Source organism: Croceicoccus sediminis (assembly GCF_007570835.1).
Lineage (GTDB): Bacteria > Pseudomonadota > Alphaproteobacteria > Sphingomonadales > Sphingomonadaceae > Croceicoccus > Croceicoccus sediminis.
This window is the reverse complement of sequence record NZ_SUNC01000001.1, coordinates 480,053-506,525: the sequence shown is the minus strand read 5'-3', so window position 1 is coordinate 506,525 and position 26,473 is coordinate 480,053. Positions and strand designations below refer to the sequence as shown.

Annotated in this window: 27 protein-coding genes; 18 read left to right on the top strand and 9 right to left on the bottom strand. The window is 63.5% G+C overall.

Features of this window, described 5'->3' with window-relative positions:
* Window positions 1-60: 60 nt before the first annotated feature.
* The 3 genes from zapE to FAX90_RS02205 are packed head-to-tail and all read right to left on the bottom strand — an operon-like array spanning window position 61 to window position 2,419.
* The gene (gene zapE, locus FAX90_RS02215; protein ID WP_144095138.1) at window positions 61-1,173 is read right to left on the bottom strand and encodes a cell division protein ZapE; all 1,113 of its coding nucleotides are present in this window, start codon (window positions 1,171-1,173) and stop codon (window positions 61-63) included.
* A gap of 5 nt (window positions 1,174-1,178) precedes the next feature.
* Window positions 1,179-1,616 (bottom strand): PaaI family thioesterase, encoded by a 438-nt coding sequence (locus tag FAX90_RS02210; protein WP_144095136.1) that lies wholly within the window; start codon window positions 1,614-1,616, stop codon window positions 1,179-1,181.
* A gap of 17 nt (window positions 1,617-1,633) precedes the next feature.
* Complete coding sequence (locus FAX90_RS02205; protein ID WP_144095134.1) at window positions 1,634-2,419, bottom strand: succinate dehydrogenase iron-sulfur subunit; 786 nt, start codon at window positions 2,417-2,419, stop codon at window positions 1,634-1,636.
* A gap of 136 nt (window positions 2,420-2,555) precedes the next feature.
* On the opposite strand from FAX90_RS02205, the gene FAX90_RS02200 reads away from it, so the two are divergent.
* On the top strand, window positions 2,556-3,242 hold the full coding sequence (locus FAX90_RS02200; RefSeq protein WP_144095132.1) for an HAD family hydrolase: 687 nt from the start codon (window positions 2,556-2,558) through the stop codon (window positions 3,240-3,242).
* 8 nt (window positions 3,243-3,250) lie between these two features.
* On the opposite strand, the gene FAX90_RS02195 is transcribed toward FAX90_RS02200, so the two are convergent.
* Window positions 3,251-4,597 carry a lipopolysaccharide biosynthesis protein gene (locus tag FAX90_RS02195; protein WP_144095130.1) on the bottom strand — a complete coding sequence of 449 codons (1,347 nt, stop codon included), beginning with the start codon at window positions 4,595-4,597 and terminating at the stop codon, window positions 3,251-3,253.
* Window positions 4,598-4,719: 122 nt separating this feature from the next.
* Here FAX90_RS02195 and FAX90_RS02190 point away from each other — a divergent pair, with 122 nt between their 5' ends.
* Window positions 4,720-5,457, top strand: coding sequence for a phosphocholine cytidylyltransferase family protein (locus FAX90_RS02190; RefSeq protein ID WP_144095128.1), 738 nt, complete (start codon window positions 4,720-4,722; stop codon window positions 5,455-5,457).
* A 7-nt stretch (window positions 5,458-5,464) separates the two neighbouring features.
* Here the strand turns inward: FAX90_RS02190 and FAX90_RS02185 are convergent, their stop codons facing one another.
* Window positions 5,465-5,893, bottom strand: coding sequence for an HIT family protein (locus FAX90_RS02185; protein WP_144095126.1), 429 nt, complete (start codon window positions 5,891-5,893; stop codon window positions 5,465-5,467).
* A gap of 13 nt (window positions 5,894-5,906) precedes the next feature.
* Window positions 5,907-7,040 carry a CDP-alcohol phosphatidyltransferase family protein gene (locus tag FAX90_RS02180; RefSeq protein ID WP_144095124.1) on the bottom strand — a complete coding sequence of 378 codons (1,134 nt, stop codon included), beginning with the start codon at window positions 7,038-7,040 and terminating at the stop codon, window positions 5,907-5,909.
* Between the two features lie 119 nt (window positions 7,041-7,159).
* On the opposite strand from FAX90_RS02180, the gene FAX90_RS02175 reads away from it, so the two are divergent.
* Both FAX90_RS02175 and FAX90_RS02170 read left to right on the top strand, forming a co-directional pair.
* On the top strand, window positions 7,160-7,933 hold the full coding sequence (locus FAX90_RS02175) for a nucleotidyltransferase family protein (protein WP_240704671.1): 774 nt from the start codon (window positions 7,160-7,162) through the stop codon (window positions 7,931-7,933).
* A gap of 12 nt (window positions 7,934-7,945) precedes the next feature.
* Entirely contained in the window at window positions 7,946-8,662 is a 717-nt protein-coding gene (locus FAX90_RS02170) for an SDR family NAD(P)-dependent oxidoreductase (protein ID WP_144095120.1), read from the top strand.
* A 56-nt stretch (window positions 8,663-8,718) separates the two neighbouring features.
* Here FAX90_RS02170 and FAX90_RS02165 read toward each other — a convergent pair whose 3' ends face one another.
* Entirely contained in the window at window positions 8,719-11,472 is a 2,754-nt protein-coding gene (locus tag FAX90_RS02165) for an Rne/Rng family ribonuclease (RefSeq protein ID WP_144095118.1), read from the bottom strand.
* Between the two features lie 623 nt (window positions 11,473-12,095).
* Between FAX90_RS02165 and FAX90_RS02160 the strand changes: the two genes are divergently transcribed.
* The 6 genes from FAX90_RS02160 (at window position 12,096) to FAX90_RS02135 (ending at window position 19,659) form a co-directional block, all read left to right on the top strand.
* Window positions 12,096-12,998, top strand: a complete 903-nt coding sequence (locus tag FAX90_RS02160; protein ID WP_144095116.1) for an N-acetylmuramoyl-L-alanine amidase family protein — start codon at window positions 12,096-12,098, stop codon at window positions 12,996-12,998.
* A 70-nt stretch (window positions 12,999-13,068) separates the two neighbouring features.
* On the top strand, window positions 13,069-15,582 hold the full coding sequence (locus FAX90_RS02155; RefSeq protein WP_144095114.1) for a penicillin-binding protein 1A: 2,514 nt from the start codon (window positions 13,069-13,071) through the stop codon (window positions 15,580-15,582).
* A 71-nt stretch (window positions 15,583-15,653) separates the two neighbouring features.
* On the top strand, window positions 15,654-16,208 hold the full coding sequence (locus FAX90_RS02150) for a peroxiredoxin (RefSeq protein WP_144095112.1): 555 nt from the start codon (window positions 15,654-15,656) through the stop codon (window positions 16,206-16,208).
* Between the two features lie 120 nt (window positions 16,209-16,328).
* A complete protein-coding gene (gene prfB / locus FAX90_RS02145) occupies window positions 16,329-17,456 on the top strand; it encodes a peptide chain release factor 2 (RefSeq protein WP_144095110.1) in 1,128 nt (375 codons plus the stop codon).
* Entirely contained in the window at window positions 17,453-18,256 is an 804-nt protein-coding gene (locus FAX90_RS02140) for a class I SAM-dependent methyltransferase (RefSeq protein WP_144095108.1), read from the top strand. The genes prfB and FAX90_RS02140 overlap by 4 nt, the downstream gene beginning before the upstream one ends.
* Entirely contained in the window at window positions 18,253-19,659 is a 1,407-nt protein-coding gene (locus FAX90_RS02135) for an NAD(P)H-dependent flavin oxidoreductase (RefSeq protein WP_144095106.1), read from the top strand. Before FAX90_RS02140 ends, FAX90_RS02135 begins: the two co-directional genes overlap by 4 nt.
* On the opposite strand, the gene FAX90_RS02130 is transcribed toward FAX90_RS02135, so the two are convergent.
* Both FAX90_RS02130 and FAX90_RS02125 read right to left on the bottom strand, forming a co-directional pair.
* The gene (locus FAX90_RS02130; protein WP_144095104.1) at window positions 19,646-20,164 is read right to left on the bottom strand and encodes a YkgJ family cysteine cluster protein; all 519 of its coding nucleotides are present in this window, start codon (window positions 20,162-20,164) and stop codon (window positions 19,646-19,648) included. The two genes, FAX90_RS02135 and FAX90_RS02130, sit on opposite strands and share 14 nt — an antisense overlap.
* A 16-nt stretch (window positions 20,165-20,180) precedes the next feature.
* Window positions 20,181-21,212: a 2-hydroxyacid dehydrogenase gene (locus tag FAX90_RS02125; protein ID WP_144095102.1), complete on the bottom strand. Its 1,032-nt coding sequence runs from the start codon at window positions 21,210-21,212 to the stop codon at window positions 20,181-20,183.
* A 114-nt stretch (window positions 21,213-21,326) separates the two neighbouring features.
* On the opposite strand from FAX90_RS02125, the gene FAX90_RS02120 reads away from it, so the two are divergent.
* The 8 genes from FAX90_RS02120 to FAX90_RS02085 all read left to right on the top strand — a co-directional run bounded on the left by FAX90_RS02120 (window position 21,327) and on the right by FAX90_RS02085 (window position 26,455).
* Window positions 21,327-21,803 (top strand): SH3 domain-containing protein, encoded by a 477-nt coding sequence (locus tag FAX90_RS02120; RefSeq protein ID WP_240704670.1) that lies wholly within the window; start codon window positions 21,327-21,329, stop codon window positions 21,801-21,803.
* Window positions 21,804-21,806: 3 nt separating this feature from the next.
* Window positions 21,807-22,562: a prepilin peptidase gene (locus tag FAX90_RS02115; protein ID WP_144095100.1), complete on the top strand. Its 756-nt coding sequence runs from the start codon at window positions 21,807-21,809 to the stop codon at window positions 22,560-22,562.
* A 118-nt stretch (window positions 22,563-22,680) separates the two neighbouring features.
* A complete protein-coding gene (locus tag FAX90_RS02110) occupies window positions 22,681-23,055 on the top strand; it encodes an NADH-quinone oxidoreductase subunit A (protein ID WP_066762031.1) in 375 nt (124 codons plus the stop codon).
* The gene (locus tag FAX90_RS02105) at window positions 23,046-23,612 is read left to right on the top strand and encodes a NuoB/complex I 20 kDa subunit family protein (RefSeq protein ID WP_144095098.1); all 567 of its coding nucleotides are present in this window, start codon (window positions 23,046-23,048) and stop codon (window positions 23,610-23,612) included. The genes FAX90_RS02110 and FAX90_RS02105 overlap by 10 nt, the downstream gene beginning before the upstream one ends.
* An 11-nt stretch (window positions 23,613-23,623) precedes the next feature.
* A complete protein-coding gene (locus FAX90_RS02100) occupies window positions 23,624-24,487 on the top strand; it encodes an NADH-quinone oxidoreductase subunit C (protein ID WP_144095096.1) in 864 nt (287 codons plus the stop codon).
* Window positions 24,484-25,026, top strand: a complete 543-nt coding sequence (locus FAX90_RS02095; protein WP_144095094.1) for a hypothetical protein — start codon at window positions 24,484-24,486, stop codon at window positions 25,024-25,026. Before FAX90_RS02100 ends, FAX90_RS02095 begins: the two co-directional genes overlap by 4 nt.
* Window positions 25,023-26,234 carry an NADH-quinone oxidoreductase subunit D gene (locus FAX90_RS02090; protein WP_144095092.1) on the top strand — a complete coding sequence of 404 codons (1,212 nt, stop codon included), beginning with the start codon at window positions 25,023-25,025 and terminating at the stop codon, window positions 26,232-26,234. Before FAX90_RS02095 ends, FAX90_RS02090 begins: the two co-directional genes overlap by 4 nt.
* Entirely contained in the window at window positions 26,231-26,455 is a 225-nt protein-coding gene (locus tag FAX90_RS02085) for a hypothetical protein (protein ID WP_144095090.1), read from the top strand. Before FAX90_RS02090 ends, FAX90_RS02085 begins: the two co-directional genes overlap by 4 nt.
* The last annotated feature ends 18 nt before the right edge of the window (window positions 26,456-26,473 follow it).

The window sequence follows — 26,473 nt, the reverse complement described above, 5'->3', positions numbered from 1 at the left end:
GTCCGACAAGTTTCCCACCGCCGCAGGTCCAAGGCGCGCGGAGAGGCTGGCAAGAAGGGTTTATTCTTCGCCGTGGCCGAGGGCGAGGTAGTCCGCGCTTTGCATTTCCATCAGGCGGCTGACCGTACGATCGAATTCGAACCGTCCATCGCCCGTTTCGTAAAGCTCGGCAGGCTTGGCATCGGCGGTGGCGATAAGCTTCACGCGGTGTTCGTAGAGCGCGTCGATCAGGGTCACGAAGCGCGCGGCCTCGTTGCGCATATCGGCACCCATCCTGGGAATGCCGACGATGATGACCGAGTGATAATTGCGCGCAATGGCCAGATAGTCCGAAGCCCCGCGCGCATCGACGCAGAGCCGTTTGAACGAAAACACCGCCACGCCCTTCAGGCTCTTGGGCACCCAGATCGTGCGCGCAGCGCCGACCTGGAGATCGCAGCCGGTAACGTGTTCGGCGTCTTCTGGCGGGTAGTCGGTCAGGCGGAAGAAAATCTCGCGCACCTTCGCGGTCGCTTCGGGGCCGTTCGGGGTATACCAGACATCCGCCCCGCCAAGCCGTTCAAGCCGGTAGTCGGTCGGGCCGTTCAGGGTCACGACGTCCAGAGCCCTTTCGATGAGCGCGATGAACGGCAGGAAATGTTCCCGGTTCAGGCCGTCCTTGTAAAGCTCCGACGGCCGGCGGTTCGACGTCGTGACGATGGTGACGCCGCTTTCGATCAGGGCGGTAAAAAGACGGCTCATGATCATGGCATCGGCCGAATTGTTCACGACCATTTCGTCAAAGGCCAGCACGCGCGCTTCTGCTGCGATCTGATTGGCGACGGGCACGACCGGATCGCCGCTTTCCTTCTTGCGCTCTTCCCGAAGGCGGGCGTGCACGTCGAGCATGAATTCGTGGAAGTGCGCGCGGCGCTTTTCCGACACGTCCAGCGTGTCATGGAACAAGTCCATCAACATCGATTTGCCGCGCCCGACACCGCCCCACATGTAAACGCCGCGGGGAGCCGGGGTTTCGCCACCGAACAGGCGCTTCAGGAAACCGCCACTGCGCGGTGTCGATTCCAGTTGCCGCTGAAGGGCATCCAGACGCTCTGCCGCGGCGCGCTGTTCCTCGTCGGGGCGCAGTTCGCCTGCGGCGATCAGGTCTTCGTATCTTTGGAGCAGGCCAGCCATGTTGATTACGATATCTTGCGGACAAGTCCGTTAAACGAGCAGACCGTCACGTCTTCCTGAACCAGGAGACCGCGCGTGAAGAACATCTTCCCGGTTTCCCGCGTCAGTTCGACCAATGCGTCGAGCGGCTTTTCAAGGCTGCCTGGGGCGAGGAACTGGGTGTGCATGTCCACCGTGACGCCGCGCTGATCGGGTTTGCCCGCCAGCAGGTTGGCGCCCGCGAACATGGCGGTGTCGATAAAGGCCATGAGCACGCCGCCGTGGAATACGCCGTTCAGGTTGGAATGACGTTCGGCAGGTTCCAGCAATCGGACACGCACCTTGTCGTCTTCGAACCTGACGAGCATCCGCCCCAGAACCGCCCGATTGAACTGTTCCGGCGTGCCGATGCACCATTCCTGCCAACCGGGATGGTCCGGTGCGGCGATGAACCTGTCAGACATCTCGAAGGCCAGCGGCCTCAGACGAGGCGCTCTGCTTCCATCTTCTTGATCTCGGCGATCGCCTTGGCGGGCGAGAGACCCTTGGGGCAGACGTTGGCGCAGTTCATGATGGTGTGGCAGCGGTAGAGGCGGAAGGGATCTTCCAGCTCGTCCAGACGCTCACCCGTCATTTCATCGCGGCTGTCGGCCAGCCAGCGATAGGCCTGGAGCAGGATCGCGGGGCCGAGAAACTTGTCCGAATTCCACCAGTAGCTCGGGCACGAGGTCGAGCAGCAGGCGCAAAGGATGCATTCGTACAAGCCGTCGAGCTTGTTCCGCTCTTCCGGCGACTGAAGGCGTTCCTTGCCCGACGGGGTCGGGGTCACGGTCTGCAGCCAGGGACGGATCGAGGCGTACTGTGCGTAGAAGTGCGAGAAGTCGGGGACGAGGTCCTTGATGACTTCCATGTGCGGCAGCGGCGTGATGCGGACTTCGCCCGAACCGCAATCCTCGATCGCGGTGGTGCAGGCAAGGCCGTTGCGGCCGTTGATGTTCATCGCGCAGGAACCGCAGATGCCTTCGCGGCAGGACCGACGGAACGTCAGCGTCGGATCCATCTCGTTCTTCATCTTGATCAGCGCGTCGAGGACCATCGGGCCGCAGGCGTCGAGATCGATCTCGAAAACGTCGTAGCGCGGGTTCTCACCGCTGTCGGGGTCGTAGCGATAGACCTTGAAGTTCTTCGTCGCTCCACCGGTCTCAGCCTTGTGGGTGCGGGTCTTGCCGCTGATCTTGCTGTTTTTCGGCAAAGCGAACTGGGCCATGGGATATAAACCTACCGACTATGTGTTTGCGCTGTTGCGTCAACAGCAGCAGCCCCGACAAGTCAAGGGTGCTGCGGTGCGACATGGCGATTCTTTGCACGTTGTCAACGTGACTGCCAGGGCTTAACCGGACGTCATGCCGGACGGGAAAGAACTGGCCTCGCGCCGCAAAATCGCCATTTACGACCTCGACGGCACCTTCCTGTCGCGCGCGACTTTTACGCCTTTCCTGCTGTTTGCGGCCGTTCGGCGTGCAAAGTGGCGCCTGATTTTCGCGCCCGCGTGGATCGGCGCGATGATCGCTTACAAGGCGGGGCTTTTCACGCGGGAGCAGCTAAAGCAGCTGGGCCTGTCACTTTTCACAGGGGCGATAAATCAGGCCGAGCTGGCAGCGATTTCTGAAGAATTCGCCGACCGCGTCATACCCGGCTGGATCGGCAAAGGCGCAGCCGAATCTTTTGCAAGGGACCGGGAAGAGGGACGCCTGCTTGTCCTCGCCACGGCGGCGATGGAATTCTATTCGGCGGGTATCGCACGCCGCGCCGGTTTCGACGAGGTTCTCGCCACGCGCAGCGAGGTCGTCGATGGCCGCTGCCTGATCCGCGGCGGCAACAACTACGGTCCGAACAAGGTGCCGAGGGTCGAGGGCATGCTCGACGCGATGGGACTTGCCCGCGAAGACTGCGAGATACGGTTCTATTCGGATTCCATGGCGGATGCGCCGCTTCTGGACTGGTCGGACGAGGCAGTGTTCGTGAACGGCGGGCCGGGCAAGAACGCCAAGGCGCTGGCGCGGGGCTGGCAGGTCGCCGATTTCCGCTAACCTGGCCTTCAGGCTGGCGGAAGGGTTGCGTGCTCTGCATCCAGACGGCGCAGGGTGACCATGGCCAGGATGCCCATCACCACGTAACCGACCGCACCGCCGACCGCGACGGCCCAGGCGATGCCCGGGCTGCCGAAGGGGCCCACCAGTGCCAGCATCGCCGCCGCCGCCGCAAAGACCGCCACCAGCCGCGAGACGAGCGAGAGCATGGCCTTGCCGGTCGAGTGGAGAACGGGTTCGAAAGCGACCCCTGCCAGTTCGAAACTTGCCGCCACGGTCAGCGGGATGAGGATCACGTATCCTGCGCGGAACTCGTCCCCGCCCAGCAGGGCCATGATCTGCCCGCCAAGCGCCACCGCAAGCAGCACGACGATCGCGCCGCCGGCCCCGGCGATCTTGCTGGTCTGCGCTGCCAGCTTGCGGAATTCCTGTGCCGCCGAGGCGACTTTTGCCCGCGATATTTCGGCATAGGCGGCGCGGCTCAACAAACTCGACAGCTTGGCAAGGCCTTGCGACAGCTGATTGGCGAGGCGGAACAGGCCCGCCGCGCTGGTGCCGACAAGATAGCCGACCGCAAGCAGGGGGCCCTGCCGCAATATCGCCTCAAGCGTGGCGCTGGCGTAAGTGACCATGAAAAAATGAACGAGGCCGGGGTTTTCGTCCCGTGCGCGAAAAGCATCCTTGAAATGCGAGAGGCGGATCGCCTGCGGGCACAGCCTGCGTGCCACGATCCAGTAGATCGCCGCCTCAAGAAGGTCGATCACGGCCCATGCGATCAGGAACAGCACCAGGCTCGGCCCCGTCAGCCAGATCGCGATCGCGGCGATCAGACGGCCCAGCGGGACGATCGCCTCGATATAGACCGCCATGTCGAACCGGTCGAGCGCGCGGACAATGCCCGTAGGTGCCGAAACCAGTGCCCAGAGCGCCGCGACGTTGAACCAGAAGGCGGTGTCGATCAGGTTGGGATTGAGATGCAGAACTTCGGCGAATTCATAGAACGCGAAATAGGCGATTACGCAGCCCAGGATCGCCCCGATGACATCGAGCAGGCCCGCCATCATTGAAAGCCGCCCGAACTTTCCCCAGTCCTTTTCGTGCACGTGTTCGACCCCGAACCGCACGACGACTCGCCAAGTCTGAAATTCCGCGATGGCGATTAGCGCCTGCGACGTTCCGAAGATCAGCGCGAAGTGGCCAAAGTCCTTGAGGCCAAGCGAGCGGGTGAGGATGGCGAGATAGACGAGCGAGCATATCGCGCCGAATCCCTTGCCGCCGACAAGCCAGGCGACATTGGTTAGCATGCGCGAAAGCAGCGAGCGTGTGCCCGTATTGTCTGGACCCTTGGCACCCATCATCGCGCCTTTGAACGAGCGCGGCGCAAACGGCAAGCGTCGCGCGATCCATCGACGCGACTTGTGCGGCATTTCCTTCCGGTCATTGCGGTGAAAGGAACCGCGTCCTAAAGGGCTGCGCCATGATCGAACATGCCATCCTCTTGAGTGCAGGGCAGGGCTCGCGCCTGCTGCCGCTGACCGCTGAACGGCCCAAGTGCCTTATCGACTTTTCCGGCCGTTCGCTGATCGAATGGCAGATCGAGATGCTGGCCCGCGGCGGGGTCAAGCGGGTCGACGTCGTCACCGGCTTCATGACAGACATGGTCGAAGCGCATCTGGCGAAGATCGACGATCCGCGGATCGAGGTGACCTGCCACTTCAATCCCTTCTTCAAGGTCGCCGATAACCTTGGTTCCTGCTGGATCGTGCGAGAGGAGATGAAGGGCGACTTCATGATTCTCAACGGCGATACGCTGGTGTCGGAAGACATCGTGACGCGCGTGCAGGAAGGGTCTGACTGGCCCATCGCCGTTACCGTCGACGTGAAGGACGCCTATGACAGCGACGACATGAAAGTGTCGCGCGGTGAGAACGGCCGCCTTGCGCGTATCGGCAAGACGCTGACCGCCGAAGTCTCGAACGCCGAATCGATTGGCTTCCTTGCCTTTCGGGGCGAGGGTGCGGAACTGTTCCGCGAAACGGTGCGCCAGACGATGCGAACGCCCGACGGCGTCAATCACTGGTACCTGAAAGTGATCGACATGATCGCCGACAGCGGCAAGGTGGGCACGAAGTCGATCGAAGGTCTCGACTGGGCCGAGGTCGATTTCCTCAACGATATCGAGATCGCGACCGAGCTTACCGACCGCTGGGTCTGAACCCCGATCAGGCGAATAGGTGTTTCAGCGCATCGCGCAGCGCCGCTTTCGCCGCTTCGTCCAGCGCAACTGCGCTGCCAAGGTCCGGCACTTTGGGCCAGCCGGCGTCGACATATTCCGTGCCGGCAAATTCGCGCGCGCCTTCATAGCGCGGGATGACGTGGAAGTGGACGTTGGGGTCCACCATCATCAGCATCAGGTAATTGATCTTCGCGTAATCGACGAAGCCCTTCAGGGCATCCTCGACCGTCTTGGTGACCGAGGCCAATTCGGCAAACGCCTCTGCCGGAAGGGCGGAGAAATCGGTGCAGTCGGACTTTGCGGCCAGCACAAGGCTGCCCAACGTGGGCTGTGCCGGGCGCAGCAGGACGACCCAGTGGTCGTATTCGCGAACCAGCGTTCCGGGATAGCCGAATTTCTCGATCGTCTCGTTCATCGAATTTTCTCCCTTAGGCATCGCCGCTGAGCCAGCTGGTCAGCGGAGCGCCCTTTTTCGCGCGGGCAAATTCGGCCTGTACCAGTTGTACCACGTGAACCAGCAAGGAAATAACCGTCCACCAGGCAACTGCGATGATGCCGATGTCGGGCCGGGCGAACAGCATCGACACGAACAGGATCACCATGTTCGGATTGCGCCTTGCGGTGATCAGGCGGAACTGGCTGTCGATCCGGCGCCAAACGTGGATGTGCATCAGGTTGTTGCGGCGCATGAACAGCCCTTCGATCAGGCGCTGGACCACGTATCCGCCCTGTATCGCGCCCTGGACCAGCCAGAACGTCGTATCGTCGAAGCCGAGGCCCCAATAGACGAGACCCGTGCACCAGAACCACCACCAGAACGGCGGGTGGACGAGATCGATACCGTGGTCGAAGACATTGCCCCACCAACTGGACGTGACGGTGCAGCGCGCCAGCTTGCCGTCGACCGTGTCCATCACCATGAACACCAGTCCCATCGCCATGCCCGCCCAGTAATGGCCATAGGCGAAGGCGAACGTGGCCGCCACGCACAGGACCGCGCCGATGGCGGTCACCATGTTGGGGGTCATGCCGATCCTGGCCGCGATGCGCGTGATGACCAGCGCCCATTCGGGCCATAGATACTTCGTCAGGATATCGGTCACGCCCTTGTAGGCACCGAAATAGCTGGCCCGCTCGATCTCGCGCACGGTTTGCGGCGTCAGGTCCTTCAGGAACGGGGTCTCGCGCTTGCGAAGCTGCTTGTTCTCGATCGTCGGGCCGTCTTCGTAACGCCAGACGGTAAGCCCCGGGCTGTCGCCAAGCGGGGCATCTTGCTCCATCGCTTCGCGAATGGCACGGACCTGTGCGTCGTCCGTGGCATGGGCAAGTGCGGGCACGCCGTCCATGGTCAGCACCAGTCCCGGCGCCGCGATGACATGGCGCAGCCAAGCCGGATCGAACGCGAAACGCGCATTGGCAAGGACGAGCGGAGCCCCGTCGCCCAGTTCCAGTTCGGATGCCTTGGCAAGGCGGCGCGTCCGCTCCGCCATGGACAGGCCCCAGAGCTTCGTCGCGTTTTCGCCCACGGACTGGACGGCAGGTTTCACGGCGGTCGTATTCATCGCCCAGCGATTAGGGGGAAGGGGCGCATACCGCAACAAGCCTGAGCAGTGCCATTCACAGGGATAAGCACGCCACAGGGTCTGGGCGCGGCGCGGCAGGCTGGCTAAGGATGTCGGCGATGACCGAACTGGCCGAAACGACCGCCCTGATCCTTGCCGGCACGCGACCGGGCGGCGACCCTTTTGCAAAAGAGGTCGGCGTTGCGCACAAGGGCCTGATCGATGTTGGCGGACGACCCATTCTGGACCGCGTGGTATCGGCGCTGAAAGCGGCGGGCGTGGGGCGTATCGCGGTGTCGACCAATTGCGAGGCGATCACGGCGATGGCCCGCAGCCTTGGGGCCGAAGTGATCGCGTCCGAAGCTGGCCCCAGCGCCAGCGTCGGGGCTGCATTCGCTGCCTATGGCGCGCCGATGCTGGTGACGACGTCGGATCATGCGCTGCTGCAACCGGAATGGGTGCGCCAGTTCGCTACCGACAGTCCGGCAGATGCGGACCTTGCCGTCATGCTCGCCCGGCGCGAAGCGGTGGAACGGGCGGTGCCCGGTGCACAGCGGACGTGGATGCGATTTGCCGACGGTCACTGGTCGGGTTGCAACATGTTTCTCCTTGCCACGCCGGCGGCATCGCGGGCCCTTTCCCTGTGGAGCGAGGTCGAGGCCAACCGCAAGAAACCCTGGCGCATCGCGGCGCGCCTGGGGCTTGGAATGCTGGTCGGTTATGTGTTCGGCAGGTTGGGCCTTGCGGGAATCGTTGCGCGATTGGGCAGGCGTGTTGGGATCGAGGCGCGGATCGTGGCGGCACGGGACGGACTGGCCGCAGTCGACGTCGACAAGGCCTCGGACCTTGCCCTCGTGCGTTCGCTCGTAGAGGCTCGACCCGAACTTTCCTGACGGGAGCGGCCGATGCGTTGCGCAATTTTTGGTGGAAGCGGCGGGCTGGGGCAGGCCTTTGCCTCTCTCTTGCTGGCCCGTGACGACGTTGACGTGGTCCACGTCGGTTCCCGCAATCCGCCGGTTTCCAACGATGTGCGCATGCACCCATTTCACTTCGATTTTCGGGACGAGGCATCGATCGAAGCAGCCTCGCAAGCGATTGGAGAGGGTGGTCCGCTCGACCTTGTCATCGTGGCCACCGGTATTTTGCAGCGCGAACCCGACGTGCGCCCCGAACGCAGCTGGCGGGCAATCGAACCCGCGGCGATGGAGGAGGTCTTTGCGATAAACACTTTCGGCCCCGCGCTGATCGGCAAGCATTTCCTGCCGCTCATGCGACGGGACGGACCGTGCCGATTCGCGGCGATATCGGCGCGGGTGGGTTCGATCGGAGACAACCGGTTGGGCGGTTGGCATTCCTATCGTGCGTCAAAGGCGGCGCTGAACATGATGATGCGCAATTTCGCGATCGAGATGGGGCGCCGCAACCGGGAGGCTATCGTGGTATCGCTGCATCCCGGCACGGTCGATACGGGCCTGTCGCAGCCGTTTCAAAGCAACGTGCCGGAAGGCAAGCTGTTCACGCCCGAATATTCCGCTTCGTGCCTGCTGTCCGTTCTCGATGGCCTTGGGCCCAAGGACAACGGTGGCTTCTTCGCGTGGGATGGGCAGGCGATAGAATGGTAATCGGCCGGACCCGCGCCTGGCGGATCCGGCCGATCTGAATACCATGGTTCAGGCGATCAGTTGCCGAACGTGCGCTGCCACCAGCCCCGGCGCGGTTCGCCGTTTTCGTCCAGCGCCTCGGCATCGCTGCCCTGCGCCTCGACATCGTTGGCAGCGCCGCTTTCCGCAGCCGGAGCCTCCGGTGCCGGAGCTTCGTCAGCAGGCATTTCGGCGGGTGCGGCTTGTTCTTCGCTCACCGCCGGTTCCGGAGCCGTTTCGGCAACCGCGGCCTTATCAGCCTTGGGTGCAGCCTTCTTTCGCGGCGCGCGGCGCTTCTTCGGCTTTTCCTCGGCTTCGGCTTCGGCCTTGGCGGGTTCCTCGGCGGCAGGTTCTGCAGGCGCTTCTGCGGCTTCGGTCGCTTCCTCGGCGGCAGGTTCGGCCTTCTTGCGACGCGTGCGGCGCTTCTTGGGCTTTTCCTCTGCTTCCGCTTCGGCGGGTGCCGGTTCCGCAGGTGCTTCTGCTGCCGGTTCCTCGGTCACGGTTTCGGGCTTGTCGTCGACAGGAGCTTCTGTCGCCTCTTCGCCATCGTCCGCATTGCCATCGGCATTGCCGTTGTCGTCGGCATTGTCCGCCGGCTTCTTGCCACCGCGACGGCGGCGACGGCGCTTCTTCGGCGCGCCTTCGCCATCATCGGTGTTGTCGTCCGCCGTTTCGGACTGGCTTTCGCCCTGGTCGTCACCGCCGTCGACGTCATCGTCGTCACTGCCGTTATCGTCCGAACCATCGTCGTCGCTGCCGTCTTCACGGCTGCGATTGCGGTTGCGGCGGCCACCCCGGCGGCGGCGGCGGCGCTTGCGACGGGGCTGATCGCCGTCATCACCGCGCTCGTCATCGCGGTCGCTGTCGTTATCGTTGTCGTCTTCATCCTCGACGTCGCTATCGTCGTCGTCGTCATCGTCATGGATGACTTCGAACTTGGGCGCATCCTTCGGCTTGGGGCCGCTGGATCCGGCGCGCATCTTCGCGCCTTCGTTTTCACCCTCGGGAATGACTTCGACGTGGACGCCGTAGCGTTCCTCGATCTCGGCCAGATCGGCGCGTTTGGAGTTGAGCAGGTAGATCGCCGCCTCGGTCGAGGCATAGAGTGTGATCGTCGTACCCTTGCCCTTGGCCGCCTCGTCCTCGATCAGGCGCAGCGCCGACAGGCCCGCGCTCGATGCCGTGCGGACAAGGCCGGTGCCGTCGCAGTGCGGGCATTCGCGGGTGGTTGCTTCCAGAACGCCGGTCCGCAGGCGCTGGCGGCTCATTTCCATGAGCCCGAAGCCCGAAATACGGCCGACCTGGATGCGGGCGCGGTCGTTCTTCAGCGACTCCTTCATGCACTTCTCGACCTTACGGATCGAGGAATTGTGCTCCATGTCGATGAAGTCGATCACGACGAGACCGGCCATGTCGCGCAGGCGCAATTGGCGCGCGATTTCCTTGGCCGCTTCGAGGTTGGTCGAAAGCGCGGTCTGCTCGATCCCGTGTTCCTTGGTGGAACGGCCCGAGTTGATGTCGATCGAGACGAGCGCCTCGGTCGGGTTGATGACGAGATAGCCACCCGATTTCAGCTGCACGACCGGGTCGTACATCGCCGAAAGCTGGTCCTCGGCCCCATAGCGCTGGAACAGCGGCACGGGGTCGGCATACTGCTTCACGCGCCGCGCATGGCTCGGCATCAGCAGCTTCATGAATTCCTTGGCCGAGCGGTAACCCTGCTCGCCCTCGACGATCACTTCCTCGATCTCGCGGTTGTAGATGTCGCGAATCGCGCGCTTGATCAGGTCGCTGTCCGAATGGATCAGGTTGGGCGCGCTGGATTTGAGGGTATTTTCGCGAATCTCGTCCCACAGCCGGGCCAGATAGTCGAAATCGCGCTTGATCTCGGTCTTCGTGCGCTGAAGCCCGGCGGTGCGAACGATGCAGCCCATCGACTTGGGCAGCGACATTTCGGACACGATCTGCTTCAGGCGCTTGCGGTCGCTCGCGCTTGAGATCTTGCGGCTGATGCCGCCGCCGTGGCTGCTGTTGGGCATGAGCACGCAGTAGCGGCCCGCCAGCGACAGGTAGGTGGTAAGAGCCGCACCCTTGTTGCCGCGTTCTTCCTTGACGACCTGCACGAGCAGGACCTGACGGCGCTGAATGACGTCCTGGATCTTGTAGCGGCGACGCAGGGCAAGGCGCTTTGCGCGAGCCTCGTCGGCGGCGCGGGCGCGGTTTCCGCCCTGGCGGCGACCCTTGCGGCGACGCGGGCGACGGTCTTCGGTCTCGTCGCTGTCGTCTTCGTTGCCAGAGACGTTGCCGTCCTCGATCGTGGCGACGTGGTCCTTTTCGGAAGTGTCTACTTCTTCGAGGCCATCTTCGCCTTCGGCCAGTTCCTCGGCGAACGAATCGGATTCGTCGTGGCGATCATCGTCGTCGTCGTCGTGGTTTTCGTCGGCGCCGTCTTCCCCGTGATCCTCGTCGTCATCCTCGGCGCGCAGGCGCGCTTCCTCTTCGGCGTGCTCGGCTTCTTCAGCCAGCAGTGCTTCGCGATCTTCCTTGGGAATCTGGTAATAGTCGGGGTGGATTTCGTTAAAGGCGAGGAAACCGTGACGGTTGCCCCCGAAATCGACGAAAGCGGCCTGGAGAGAGGGTTCGACCCTCGTCACCTTGGCCAGGTAGATATTGCCCTTGATCTGCTTGTGTTCGGCCGACTCGAAGTCGAACTCTTCAATTCTGTTTCCCTTGAGCACTGCCACCCTGGTTTCTTCCTGGTGGCGCGCATCGATTAGCATACGCGTGGACATCGATTATTCTCCGTGCGCGCAATAGGCCGGGTGGAGCGGCGGGCCGCTGTGCCGGTGCTGCGCGTCTGTTTGTGAAAACGCGCCGATCCGGCCGGGCCCATGGCCCGCCGTTCGGCGCGAAAGCTACGTTAAGGACGGCAGGACGCGCGATGCGCGTTGCCGAAGTTGAAATCTTTGTGTCGGGATAGTCGAAGACGCGCGAAAATGCGCTCACGGCGAGAGCAGCGGCCGGCCCGGTGGGCAGGCTATTCACTGCAATCGACGATGTTTCGACCATAAGAACTTACCTAATTCATCCGGGCGGCTTTGCGATCGGCACGCAGCTGTGAAATCAGCGCGATGCCGTGATACGGGCCTGCCACTCGGCACACCGGGAGAACATCAGACGAGATAGCATCCCGGTTTCCTGCCTCCTTCCGAAGGCGCCGCTTCCGCCCCGGCGCAACAGATGCGCATCCGGGGAAGGGCTTGAAAACCGAAAGGACCTCGCTGTCCCGGTTCGTCATCGACGCTAGCATCAGTGATCGGCGGCGGCAACAAAAAGCAATAGGTCGCGCAACAATCTGAGCATGGAGGGCCCTCGATCCTTGCCTGCCGGCATGGCCCGGCGATAGTCAACGGCGATGGACCGGGCGGGAAACAACGACGAAACGGACGGGACGACCGGGCCTGCTGGTTGGCGGGTCGCCTTGTTGATAGCGGGTGCGGTCCTTGTTGGCGCGTTGTCGGGCTTCGGGCTGGGCGCGGCCTTTCCGGGCGGCGGCGATGCGGTTGTTTCGCGCGAGTTGCCGCCATTGCGGGAGGCTCAGCTGCCCCGCATCGCGGTATCCGGCCGGACAGGGGCGGATGCGCCTCTCGTCGTGCTCGATCCCGGGCACGGCGGTTTCGATCCGGGGGCCAGCAGCACTGGCGGCGCGCGGGAAAAGGACATTGCGCTTGCCCTCGCGACAGCGGTACGCGACGTCTTGCTGGACCTTGGCGGCGTGCGTGTCGCCATGACGCGTGAGGACGACCGCTTCCTCCCGCTCGAGGAACGCCCCCGCATTGCCGAGGCGCTCGGCGCGGATGCCTTTGTGTCGATCCACGCCGACAGCGCGCCTGTGCCCGAAGCGCAAGGGGCGAACGTCTATGTCCTGTCCGCACGCGCGTCGGACAGGGAGGCGCAGGCCCTGGCGCGGATCGCGAACGAAAGCGCGAGCGGGCTGGACCTTCCCGACGGCGCGGACGACGTGGCGCACGTCCTTGCCGACCTGATGCGCCGCGAAACGGCGCTGGCTTCGGTTGGGCTTGCAACGGCGATAGACGAGGAATCGCAAGGTGCGATGCCGCGCCACGCCCCGTTCCGCCGTTCGGCCAACTTCGTCGTCCTGCGGTCCCCCGAAATGCCGTCGGTTCTTTTCGAGGCCGGTTACCTGACCAACCCCGACGATGCCCAGCGGCTTGCCGACCCCGCCACGCGGCAGATCGTGGCCGAGGCGCTGGCCCGTGCGATCCTTACTGATCTGCTCGCTGCGCAGCCGCGCTGAACACGAAGTTTCAACGCCCTGTCGCCAATCGTCTTTCCTGATCGCAAAACACCGTGCTAGGGCGGCGTCGATGACAGTTGGATCGCAATTCGAAACGTACTGGACCCGTGCGCGCGCAGACATGTCCGCGCTGGGTGGGAACCTGCGCACGCGCTGGCGCGAAAGCCGGCTGTTTCGCTGGCTCTCGGGGCTTGTTGCCCTGGGAATAGTCGTCGTTATCGGCGCCTATTACGCAATCGGCGCGGGGCTTCCCTCGGCCGACAGGCTGCTGACCTATCAGCCGCCTTTGCCCACGATGGTGCGCGGAATCGATGGCGAGATCGTCAATTCCTATGCGCGCGAACGCCGGGTTCAGCTGCGCTATGTCGATTTTCCCAAGCAATTGCAGGACGCTTTCCTCTCTGCCGAGGACAAGACGTTCTGGACCCACGGGGGCGTCGATGTCGGCGGTCTTGCGGGCGCCGTCGTCGATTATGTCAGCAAGCTGGGTTCCGGTGAGCGTGCGAAGGGCGGCTCGACGATTACGCAGCAGGTCGCAAAGAACATCCTTGTCGGTGACGAATATTCGATCACCCGTAAGCTGAAGGAAATGATTCTTGCCCGCCGCATCGAAGGCGTGCTGACCAAGGAACAGATTCTCGAGCTTTATCTGAACGAAATCCCGCTGGGCCGGCAGAGCTTTGGCGTACAGGCGGCAAGCCGCGCCTATTTCGACAAGGACGTTGCGGACCTCGACCTTAGCGAGGCCGCGTTTCTCGCCATCCTGCCCAAGGCACCCGAGCGCTATGGCCGCGAGAAATACCGCGACATGGCGCTCGAGCGTCGCAACTACGTGCTTGAGCAGATGGTCGACAATGGCTGGGCGACCCGCGCCGAGGTGGAAGCGGCCAAGGCAAAGCCGCTGGGCCTCGTTCCGCGTCGTTCGGCGAGTTACGATCCTGCCGGCGGCTATTTCGTCGAAGAAGTCCGTCGCCGCCTGATCGACCGTTTCGGCGAAACCGCCGAGGACGGGGAAAATTCGGTCTATGCTGGGGGGCTGTGGGTTCGCACTTCGCTCGACATGGAAATGCAGAAGGCGGCGCGCGCCGCGCTTCGCGCTGGCCTGATGCGCTATCACAGCGGCAAAGGCTGGGGCGGTGCGATCGCCAAGATCAACATGGACGAGAACTGGCAGACCCAGCTGATCGTCTCCAACCTGTCGATCGATTACAAGGACTGGAAAGTCGGCGTAGTAACGGAACGCAATGGCAATTCGGCACGCATCGGTTTCACCGATGGCGAGACTTATCCGCTTTCCAACCTTCCCGACAATCTGAAGGCTGGCGACGTCATTACCGCCGCGCCCAAGAACAAGTCCGAGTGGGTGGTGCGCACGGTGCCGACCGTTTCGGGCGGTCTGGTGGTAGAAAATCCGCGCAATGGCCGCGTACTGGCCATGCAGGGCGGTTTCGATGCCCGCCTCGGCTCGTTCAACCGCGCGACCCAGGCGGAACGCCAGCCCGGTTCGACCATCAAGCCGTTCGTCTATGCGACAGGTCTTGACCAGGGCATGACGCCGGCAACCCTCGTCAACGACGGACCGTTCTGCGTCTGGCAAGGCGCGGGCCTTGGCGAGAAGTGTTTCCGCAACTTCGGCAATTCGCGCGGGGCAGGGGACCAGACGATGCGCTGGGGCCTTGAACAGTCGCGCAACCTGATGACGATCCATATCGCCAACGATGCAGGCATGGAAAACGTGACCGACACGTTCCGCCGCGTCGGCATCGGCGATTACCAGAACTACCTGTCTTTCGCGCTTGGCGCGGGCGACACGACGGTCGCCAAGATGGTCAACGCCTACTCGGCGCTCGCCAACCTGGGCCGTCAGTACGACCAGTCGGTTATCGATTATGTGCAGGACCGCAACGGCAAGGTCATCTGGCGGGCGGACAAGCGCCGCTGCGAATCGTGCAACGCCGACGACTGGGACGGAAAGCCGATGCCGCGCCTTGCCGCTGCCGGAAAGCAGGTGCTCGATCCCGGCACCGCCTATCAGGTCGTCCACATGCTCGAAGGCGTCGTGACCCGCGGCACCGCGGTCCGCCTGCGCAGTCTCGAACTGCCGATCTTCGGCAAGACCGGCACGACTTCGGGGCCGACCAACGCATGGTTTGTGGGCGGATCGGCCGATCTGGTGGCCGGTGTCTATGTCGGGTTCGACCAGCCGAGGAACCTTGGTGGCTGGGTGCAGGGCGGCAACACCGCCGGTCCCATCATCAAGCAGCTGATCGAGGAAACGAAGAGCCGCTGGCCGACGACGCCGGTCCGCGCGCCCGAAGGCATTCGCATGGTCCGTATCGACCGCCGTTCGGGCAAGCGCGTATTTGACGGCTGGCCGACGAACGAATGGACGCCCGCGATCATCTGGGAAGCGTTCAAGCCCGACAGCGAACCGCGCCGTTCGCTCGATCGCCAGACGCTGGAGGAACGCCGCAACGCCGCGATCGCCGCTCTTCGCGCCGCAACCGAGGAACGCGCCGTCCAGACACGAGGGCCGCGCCGGATCGACGATACCTTCCTGGAGGATCAGGGCGGCATCTACTGACGCGTGCTGCGATGTTGCAGCGCACTGTCAGGCAATGGACTTTCGGCACGGCAACCTCCATTGAAGGTGGCATGAAGAAAATCGCCCTCTCCCTCGTCGTCGCGGCTGCCGCCGTTGGCGCAACGATGACCGCACCGGCCCAGGCCGCCCTCAAGAAAGGCGCAGAAGCGCCCCTGTTCACGACTTCGGGTGCCCTTGCCGGGAAAGCTTTCCGCTTCAACCTGGACGAGGCGCTGAAGAAGGGGCCGGTCGTACTCTACTTCTATCCCAAGGCTTTCACGCAAGGGTGCACGCTGGAAGCGCACGCCTTTGCCGAGGCGATGGACGATTTTCGCGCCGCTGGGGCGCAGGTCGTGGGGATGTCGAACGATGACATCGACACGCTGAAACGTTTTTCGACCGAGGCTTGCCGCGACGAATTTGCCGTCGCGCGCGCAACGCCGGGCCTGATCCGTGCCTATGACGTCGCGTTGAAGCGTGAAGGCGTGCCCACCGGGCTGACCGACCGCACGTCCTATGTCATCGGGACCGATGGCCGCATCGTCATGGTCCATTCGGACCTGGACTGGCGCGAACACGTGGCCAAGACGCTGGCGGCGGTAAAGGCGCTGAAGCGCAAGGGCTGATATTTCGCTTCGTTCCCTTGCCGGGGACAGCTTTACCGCTACGGCTCTTTTGCGACAGCTGCCACTTTCCACATCGGACCCGCTGGGCTAAGCGGACCGCCGACTTACGGAGAATTCACCATGCGTGCCGAAGGGCAGGCCCATATCGACCGCATCGAAGCGGCTCTTGCACTCATCCGCCGATCGCTGGACTGGGACGCCGCGTTGCGCCGTCTGGACGAGCTTAACGCACGCGTCGAAGACCCGACCCTGTGGGACAATCCCAAGGGTGCGGAGGAAGTCATGCGTGAGCGTGGCCGCCTCGAAAGCTCGATCGGGGCGGTAAAGTCGATTTCCGCCGAAATGGCCGACGCCATCGAATTCGTCGAACTGGGCGAGGCCGAAGGCGACGAGGATACCGTCAATGAAGGTATCGCGACGCTTGCCTCGCTGGTCGCGCGCGCGGACCGCGACAAGGTGGGCGCGCTGCTTTCGGGCGAAGCGGACGGCTACGACACTTATCTCGAAGTGCATGCCGGGGCCGGCGGCACGGAAAGCCAGGACTGGGCCGAAATGCTGCAGCGCATGTATTCGCGCTGGGCCGAACGGCGCGGGTACAAGGTCGAGCTGGTCGAATACCAGGCCGGCGAACAGGCGGGTATCAAGTCCGCGACGCTGCTGATCAAGGGCGAGAACGCCTATGGCTATGCCAAGACGGAAAGCGGTGTCCACCGCCTCGTCCGCATCAGCCCCTATGACAGTTCGGCGCGGCGCCACACCTCGTTCAGCTCGGTCTGGGTCTATCCGGTCATCGACGACGACATCGAGATCGAGATCAATCCGGCCGACCTCAAGATCGATACCTACCGCGCGTCGGGCGCGGGTGGTCAGCACGTCAACACGACCGATTCCGCCGTTCGCATCACGCACCAGCCCACCGGCATCGTGGTGGCCAGCCAGAACGACCGTTCGCAACACAAGAACCGCGCGACCGCGATGAACATGCTGAAGGCGCGGCTCTACGAAAAGGAACTGGCAGAGCGTGAGGCCGCGGCCTCGGGCGAATACCAGGCGAAGACCGAGATCGGTTGGGGCCACCAGATCCGCTCCTACGTGCTACAGCCGTATCAGCAGGTGAAGGACCTGCGTACGGGCCATGTCTCGACCAACCCCAGCGACGTTCTCGACGGCGCGCTCGACCCGTTCATCACCGCGGCCCTGGCGCAGCGCGTGACGGGCGAGGAAGTCGAAGTGGAAGACGTGGATTGATCGCATCGCGCGCCTTTTCCGCTGCGCTCGTCCTGACGGCCTCTCTCACCCTTTCCGGGTGCGACATATCGGCCGCCGGTGACCAGCGGGCGGCGAGTGCGCGCGACTTTCCGCAGCCCGACCGGCCCGTGTCCGAGACGATCAGCAACCAGGCCGCCACCGAACGATCGCGCGACGATCGCAAGGAAGCGGCGACCGTCATGGATCTTGCCAATATCGGCGAGGGCATGACCGTGGCCGATATCGGCGCGGGCGAGGGGTATTACACAACCCGCCTTGCCGAACGCGTCGGCCCGCGCGGGCGGGTGCTGGCACAGGACATTGATCCCGAAGTGCTCGACCGGCTTGGCGCGCGGGTTCAGCGCGAACGGCTCGACAACGTGTCGATTGCGCGCGGATCGGAAGACGATCCCAAGCTGCCCGAAAACAGCTTCGACAGGATCTTCCTCGTGCACATGTATCACGAGGTGACCGAGCCTTATGCCTTCCTGTGGCGGCTGCGTCCGGCGCTGAAGGACAAGGGGCAGGTGATCGTCGTCGATACCGACCGGCCCACGGATTCGCACGGAATCCCGCCGGTTCTGCTATTCTGTGAATTCGAGGCGGTCGGCTTTCGCCTGGCTGCCTTCATCCGCCGGCCTGAACTGGCCGGTTATTACGCACGGTTCGAGGCCGAGGGTCCTCGCCCCGATCCGCAGGATATCGAGGCTTGCCAACAGGACGTGGCGGCCGGACGCGATATCGAGAGACACCTGGGCCGCCTTGATGGCGCGCCCGAAACCGGGACGGTAAGCACATGAGTTTCAAGGGGTTGCAGCCCATCAATTATGGCGGCAAGGAAGTCTGGCCGCTGATCGAGGGTGGCAAGGGCGTGTCCGCGACGAACCACATGAGTTCGGGCGCATGGGCGGCGGCAGGCGGCATTGGCACGGTAAGCGCGGTGAACGCCGACAGCTACGACGCCGAAGGCAAAATCGTCCCGCAGGTCTACGAACAGCTGACGCGCAAGGAACGGCACGAACAGCTGATCCGCTATGCCATCGACGGCGGCGTCGAACAGGTGAAGCGCGCGCACGAGCTTTCGAACGGGCAGGGCGCGATCAACATCAACGTCCTGTGGGAAATGGGCGGCGCGCAGGCCGTGCTCGAAGGCATTCTTGAAGAGACCAAGGGCCTTGTGACCGGTGTAACCTGCGGCGCAGGCATGCCCTACAAGCTGGCCGAAATCGCGCAGCATCACAACGTGCACTACCTGCCGATCATCTCCTCGGCCCGCGCTTTCCGCGCGCTGTGGAAGCGTTCCTATTCCAAGGTTCCGGAACTGATGGCCGCGGTCGTCTATGAAGATCCGTGGCTGGCTGGGGGCCACAACGGCCTGTCGAACGCGGAAAACCCGCGTGAGCCGCAGGACCCCTACCCCCGTGTTGCCGAACTGCGCGCCACGATGCGCAAGGAAGGCGTTTCGGAAGACACCGCCATCGTCATGGCGGGCGGCGTCTGGTTCCTGCGCGAGTGGGAAAACTGGATCGACAATCCCGAACTGGGCAAGATCGCGTTCCAGTTCGGCACGCGCCCGCTGCTGACGCAGGAAAGCCCGATCCCGCAAGGGTGGAAGGACGCGCTGCGCGATCTGGAACCGGGCGATGTCCTGCTTCACAAGTTCTCGCCGACGGGCTTCTACTCCTCGGCCATCCGCAACCCGTTCCTGCGCAATCTTGAGGAGCGGTCGGAGCGTCAGATCCCCTATTCCCGCGTCGAGGCGGGCGATCACACGGTGCAGCTGGACGTCGGCGTGAAGGGCAAGAATTTCTGGGTCACCGAACACGATCGCGATCGTGCGCGTGGCTGGGCCGCAGAAGGCTATGAAACCGCACTGAAGACGCCGGACGATACCGTGGTCTTCGTGACGCCCGAAGAACGCGAAGTCATCCGCAAGGACCAGGCCGACTGCATGGGCTGTCTGTCGCACTGCGGTTTCTCGTCGTGGAAGGACCATGACGATTACACCACGGGACGCCTTGCCGACCCGCGCAGCTTCTGCATTCAGAAGACGCTTCAGGACATTGCTCACGGCGGTCCGGTGGACGAAAACCTCGCCTTTGCGGGCCACGCGGCATATCGCTTCAAGCAGGACCCGTTCTATTCCAACGGCTACACGCCGACGGTGAAGGAACTGGTCGAACGCATCCTTACGGGCGACTGATCTCCAGGTCGTCCGGGTCTGCGTAAACCCGCTCCTCGCCCCGGCGGAAATGCCGGTCGAGGTAGCGGTTGAGGCTTTCCATCCCAAGGTTGAGCAGCGCCGTCGCCATCGCGTCGGCGCCTGCCAGCTTCTCGTCGGCCCACTGCGCACGTAGCTGTTGATAGCTGCGGCGATCGTGGCGGGTCAGGTCTGCCAGCATCTGCCGCACCGTGGCCACGCGATCCTGCGCCTGGTCGAGCACAATCTCTCCGGCATCCAGCTCGCGCAACGTCGTGCAGCGGAAGTCGGAGCAGGTTTCGGGGCGCTGCGCGTAAATCGTGCAGCGCGTGCCCTTCAGCATCGGGCAGGGTTGGTCGAAATCGTAGTTGTCGTCTTCGCAGGGCGTCAGGACGACGCCCAGATCATGCATCCGGTCGGCGTCTTCCACGACGATTCCAACCGTGCCGAATAGGCTGCCGTCGCAGCACAGGCCGCAGTTCGCGCATAGGCCGGCGGCGAGGACCACGCGGCCCGCCCCGAGCTCAGGCCCAGCCTTCCAGCACCCAGTCCAGTGGCCGGTGTCCGTCGGCCCAGGTGCGAATGTTCGCGATGACGCGTTCGCCCGATGCTTCGCGGCCTTCCTCGGTCGCGCTGCCCAGGTGTGGCTGGGTGATGACGTTGGGATGATCGATCAGGCGCTGGTCGACGTTCGGCTCGTCCGGAAAGACATCCAGCCCCGCACCGAACAGCTTTCCCTTGCAGAGCGCGTCAATCATCGCTTCGTAGTCGATCAATTCGCCGCGCGCGGTGTTGATGATGACCGAACCCTGCTTCATCAGCGCGATGCGGCGTGCATCGATCAGGTCGTGCGTCGACTTCGTTGCCGGACAGTGCAGGCTGACGATGTCGGCCATCTCGAGCAGGCCGTCCAGCGTCGGCACGTATTCGGCGCCCAGCATCCTTTCCAGAGCTTCGGGAAGGCGGTGGCGGTTGTGATAGACGACGGTCATGCCGAATGCGCGGGCGCGGTGGGCGACGGCCTGGCCGATGCGGCCCATGCCGACGATGCCCAGCACCTTGTCGGCCAGCTTGCGGCCCAGCATTGCCGAAGGCGCCCATCCGGTCCATTCCTTGCGGCGGACGAGGCGCGTGCCTTCGCGCATCCTGCGCATCACGCCGATGATCAGCGCGATGGTCATGTCGGCGGTGTCTTCGGTAAAGACGCCAGGCGTATTGGTGATCATGATCCCCTTGGCGCGCGCGGCCTTCAGGTCGATGTGATCGGTGCCCGCGCCGAAATTTGCGATCAGCTTCAGCGAAGGGCCGGCATTGGCGATCAGATCGCCGTCGAGATGGTCGGTGACCGTCGGCACGAGCACGTCGATGTCCTGCATCAAGGCCGCCATCTCGTCGCGCGAAAGTGGCCGGTCTTCCCGGTTGAGGCGGGCATCGAACAATTCTTCCATCCGCATTTCGATGGATGGCAGGAGATGCCGGGTGACCCCGACGCGGGCCTTGCCCTCGATACGGCGGGTTTCGGAGCTGGACAGGCTGGGTTCGGCGCGATTGGGCATGACAGATGCGCTACGTCCACAGGCGGGGGCTGGTCAAGGCTCGAAGCTTGCTAGTCGCGGGGGCAGGGCGCTATGCGCGGGGCATACCGTGATTTTTCGCGCACCGGAGTGTCCATGCCGCGTCTTTCCCTTACCGGCCCGATCTGCGCCGCCCTTGCCATGACTTTCGCCGCGGCGCCTGCCCATGCAGAGGACGAGGTGCCCTACTGGGTCTCGCTCCGCGCCGAGGAAGCGAACATGCGCGTCGGGCCGAGCGAGGCCTATCCCATCGAATGGGTTTATCAGCGCGTTGGGCTGCCGCTGAGGGTCGTTCGCAAGATGAGCGGTTGGCGTCTGGTCGAGGATCCGGACGGCGCGCGGGGCTGGATCGTCTCACGTTTCTTGAGCCTTGAGCGCAGCGCGATCGTCACGGGCGACGAACCTTCACCGATCCGGGCCGAAGCATCACCGGGCGCGGCACTGTTGTGGCGGGCCGAACCGGGAGTCGTCGTCATGCTAGGCGATTGCGATTCGGGTTGGTGCAAGGTTTCGATCGGCGAGAAGGCGGGCTGGATGAACGCCGAAAGCCTCTGGGGCGACGGCGAACCCTGATCGGTGGACTGGCCGTGGGTCCTTTGCGGCGCGGGGCTGGGGCTGCTCGTCGGAAGCTTCATCGGCGCGGTCGCGCTAAGGCTGCCGCGCGGCGAGAGCATCGTGACCGGCCGTTCGAAATGTGACGGCTGCGGGCGTGTCCTGTCGGTCCGCGATCTTTTTCCCGTTTTTTCCTACCTGTTGAGCAAGGGACGCTGCCGGACGTGCGGCGCGGTAATAGATCGCGGTCACATTCTGGCAGAGGTCGGCGCGGCTGCCATCGGCGCAGGCGCTGTCGCTCTCGGTTCGGACTGGCTGGAGATCGCCGCGACGGCCGTTTTTGGATGGCAGCTCCTGCTCCTCGCGCTTCTGGACGGGCGCCATTTCTGGTTGCCGATGCGATTCGTCGCGCTGCTTGCTGTCAGTGCCGTGCTCGTCACCCTCGGCGCGGGAGGGGGCTGGCAGGCGGCGGCGTTGTCGCAATTGGCGGGCGGCGCGCTTGGTTTCGCGCTTCTGGCAGGGCCGGCGCTCGCCTATCGCTGGCTGCGCGGGAAAGACGGGATGGGCGCAGGCGATCCCTGGCTTCTGGGCGCGATCGGCCTCTGGCTCGGCATGACGGGGGTGATCGCGACACTGTTCCTTGCCGCGCTTGCGGGAATCGCGGCGGCGCTAGTCCTCAAGATCGCGGGAAGAGAGGTGGATTCGCAATCTGCCCTGCCGCTGGGGCTGTTCCTCGCTCTGGCGGCGATCGCGGTCAGAATGGCGGGTTTTCCGCTTTAGGAATCGTTTCGGATGCAAGCGGAAGGGGACTTTGGCCAAGGTCCCCCTTGCGCGTAGCCTGACAGATGCCTAGGGCGCTTCTCGCAACCGCAACGCGACAAGCTAAAGCGAGTCTGTCTTGGTCGACCTATCGCAATATCTTCCGATCCTCATGTTCCTTGGGGTCGCAGTGGCCCTCTCGGCCCTCTTCGTGTTCCTGCCGATGGGCGTCTCGCGCCTGACCGGAACGCATAACCCGGATGCCGAGAAAAATTCGGAATACGAATGCGGCTTCCCCGCGTTCGAGGATCCCCGCAGCCAGTTCGACGTGCGTTTCTACCTCGTCGCCATCCTGTTTATCATCTTCGATCTCGAAGCGGCGTTCCTGTTTCCCTGGGCCGTCAGCCTCGATCTTACCGGATGGCCGGGCTGGATCACGATGATGGTGTTTCTGGGTGAACTCGTCGTCGGCTTTGCCTACGCCTGGAAAAAGGGAGCCCTGGAATGGGAGTGAACGAAACGCTCGTCCCCGCGGGCCAGATGCCAACTGCTCAGCCCGGAGAGGTCCGTCAGCCGGACCAGGACTATTTCCACGCGCTTCAGACCGAGGTGAACGACAAGGGTTTCCTCGTCACCAGCACCGAGGACCTATTTCAGTGGGCCCGCACCGGTTCGCTGTGGTGGATGACGTTCGGGCTTGCCTGCTGTGCGGTCGAAATGATCCACGTGAACATGCCGCGTTACGACATGGAACGTTTCGGCGTCGCGCCGCGCGCCTCGCCGCGCCAGTCGGACGTGATGATCGTGGCCGGAACCCTGTGCAACAAGATGGCTCCGGCCCTGCGCAAGGTTTACGACCAGATGTCGGATCCGAAATACGTGATCTCGATGGGGTCGTGCGCGAACGGCGGCGGTTACTACCACTATTCGTACTCGGTCGTGCGCGGATGCGATCGCATCGTGCCGGTCGACATCTATGTGCCCGGCTGCCCGCCGACCGCAGAAGCGCTGCTTTACGGCGTGATGCAGTTGCAGCGTAAGATTCGCCGCGTCGGCACGGTTTCGCGGTAAGGGGCAAGGACATGGCTGTTCTCCATTCCGCACCGAAGTATGCCTCCAACGACGGCGTTGCCGACGCGATGAAGGTCGCGCTGGGCGCTGCGATCGCCTCGATCCACGAAGAGCATGGCGAAATCCTGCTGAACGTGGTTCGCGATCAGCTGGCCGACGTGATGCGTACGCTGCGCGACGAACACGAATACCAGCAGCTGATGGAAATCGCGGGCGTCGACTATCCGGGCCGGGCAGAGCGGTTCGAGGTTTGCTATTGTCTGCTTTCGGTCACGAAGAACCACCGCCTGATCGTCAAGGTTTCGACCGACGAGGCGACCCCGGTGCCGAGCGTGACATCGATCTGGCCGAATGCCGGCTGGCTCGAGCGTGAGGTCTTCGACCTTTACGGCGTGCTGTTCGCCGGGAACGACGATCTTCGCCGCATCCTCACCGACTACGGTTTCGAAGGGCATCCCTTCCGCAAGGATTTCCCGCTGACAGGTCATGTCGAACTGCGCTATTCCGAACAGGAAAAGCGCGTCGTCTATGAACCGGTCGAACTGGCCCAGGATTTCCGCAGCTTCGACTTCATGAGCCCGTGGGAAGGGGCCGACTACGTCCTTCCGGGTGACGAGAAGGCTGCCGAACAGGCCGCTGCGCCGAAAGTGGACGAGCCCAAGACGACGGAAAAGCCCGGACAGACCGGCGCGGGCGCCAAGGCCGATGCCAAGGCGGCAAAGACGCAGAGCGCTCCGGCTCCTGCCGAAAAGGACGCTGGCGCAAAGCCGGGCGAGCCCGAGGCGACCGAGGATCGGCCCGACCGTCCGGCCCGCGAGGGCAAAGTGCAGGACACGCCTGCATCGACCGAAGTGAAGAAGGAGGAAGGCGAATGAAACTGCGTATCGCACTTCTCTGCGCGCTTGCCGTTTCGGCTTGCGACCAGCCTGCCGAAGAGCCGGCAGTCGTCGACGAGACTCCTGCGGCAGAGGCGACCAGCGTCGCGCCGGACCAGGAAATCTATGATGACGCCCAGCCAAATGCCGGGAACGAGTATTCGTATATCGACCTTCTGCCCCTGGAGCCTGACGACGGTTCGGTGATAGCCGATATCACGACCGGTGCGGGGCTTTGCACTTTTACCGTGGAAGATGGTCCCGTCATCCTGTCCGTCGGTGCTCCGCTCGAGAACGAGAAGGCGGGTGCAGGCGTGGTCCGGCCCAACGGCGTACCGGCGATCGTGCTCTATGCCTTTGACGATGGCGCCGATTACCTGAAGAATTCGCCGATGTTGTCACGTGATGGCGACGCGGAATTTGCCGGGATGACGGTTACCGTCGTCAAGGCCGAAGACAGCGATGCCGCGACACTGACCGTCGACATCGGTGATGGCGAGCGCGATCCCTATAACGGCACATGGGTCTGCAAGGCATGACCATGCAGCTCGAACAGTCGCCGACCACCGGCGACGAGGTCATCACCAACTACACGATCAACTTCGGCCCGCAGCACCCTGCGGCGCACGGCGTTCTGCGCATGGTGATGGAGCTTGACGGCGAGATCATCGAACGCGTCGATCCGCACGTCGGCCTGCTGCATCGCGGCACCGAAAAGCTGATCGAGTACAAGACGTATCTTCAGGCGCTGCCGTACTTCGACCGGCTCGATTACTGCTCGCCGCTGGCGCAGGAATACAGCTACGTTCTGGCGATCGAAAAGATGCTGAACGTCGAGGTGCCGGAGCGTGCGCAGTATCTTCGCGTGCTGTTCGCCGAACTGACCCGTATCTGCAATCACATGTTGAACCTGGGTTCGCACGTGATGGACGTCGGCGCGATGACGCCGAACCTGTGGATGTTCGAACTGCGCGAAGACTGCCTCAATTTCTTCGAGCGCGCATCGGGCGCACGCATGCACAGCGCGTGGTTCCGTCCCGGCGGCGTTCATCAGGACGTTCCATTGAAGCTGCTGACCGACATCGGCGATTGGGTCGATGGGCGCCTGCCCGAACTGTTCGGCGATGCGATGAGCCTGGTGACCGGCAACCGCATCTTCAAGCAGCGCAACGTCGATATCGCGCACGTGTCGAAGGAAGACGCACTGGCCTGGGGCTTTTCCGGCCCGATGATCCGTGCCGCGGGCATCCCTTGGGATCTTCGCAAGAGCCAGCCCTACGACGTATACGATCGCATGGACTTTGAAATTCCGGTCGGCACCAATTCCGACTGCTACGACCGTTTCATGGTCCGCGTTCAGGAAGTTTATCAGTCGGGCAAGATCATCAAGCAGTGCCTGGCCGAGATGCCCGAAGGGCCGATCGCCAGCACCGACCGCAAGGTCAGCCCGCCCAAGCGGGGCGAGATGAAAAGCTCGATGGAAGCGCTGATCCACCACTTCAAGCTTTATACCGAGGGCTTTCACGTCCCCGCGGGCGAAGTCTACGTGGCGACCGAAAGCCCCAAGGGCGAATTCGGCGTCTACCTGGTCAGCGACGGCTCGAACAAGCCGTACCGCTGCAAGATCCGCCCCACCGCGTTCAGCCATCTCCAGGCGATGGACATGATGTGCAAGGGTCACATGCTGCCCGACGCCACCGCCATCCTTGGCGCGATCGACGTCGTGTTCGGGGAGTGTGACCGGTGAGGCTGAACGCGACCCAGCAGATCAGCGTGCTGGCCTCGGCAACGGGCCTGATCCTGATCGCGGCCTATTTCGTGGGCCTCTATCTCGGTGCCGAAACAGCGCGGTGGCTGCCTGACATGATCGCTGGCATCACCGGTTTTGAGCTTTTCCTGTTCGGACAGGTCCAATGGGAGGCGCTGAAGCGTCGCCGTGCCAATACGCGCGGAGGTGACCGTGGCTGACAGCGCCGTCTTGATCGA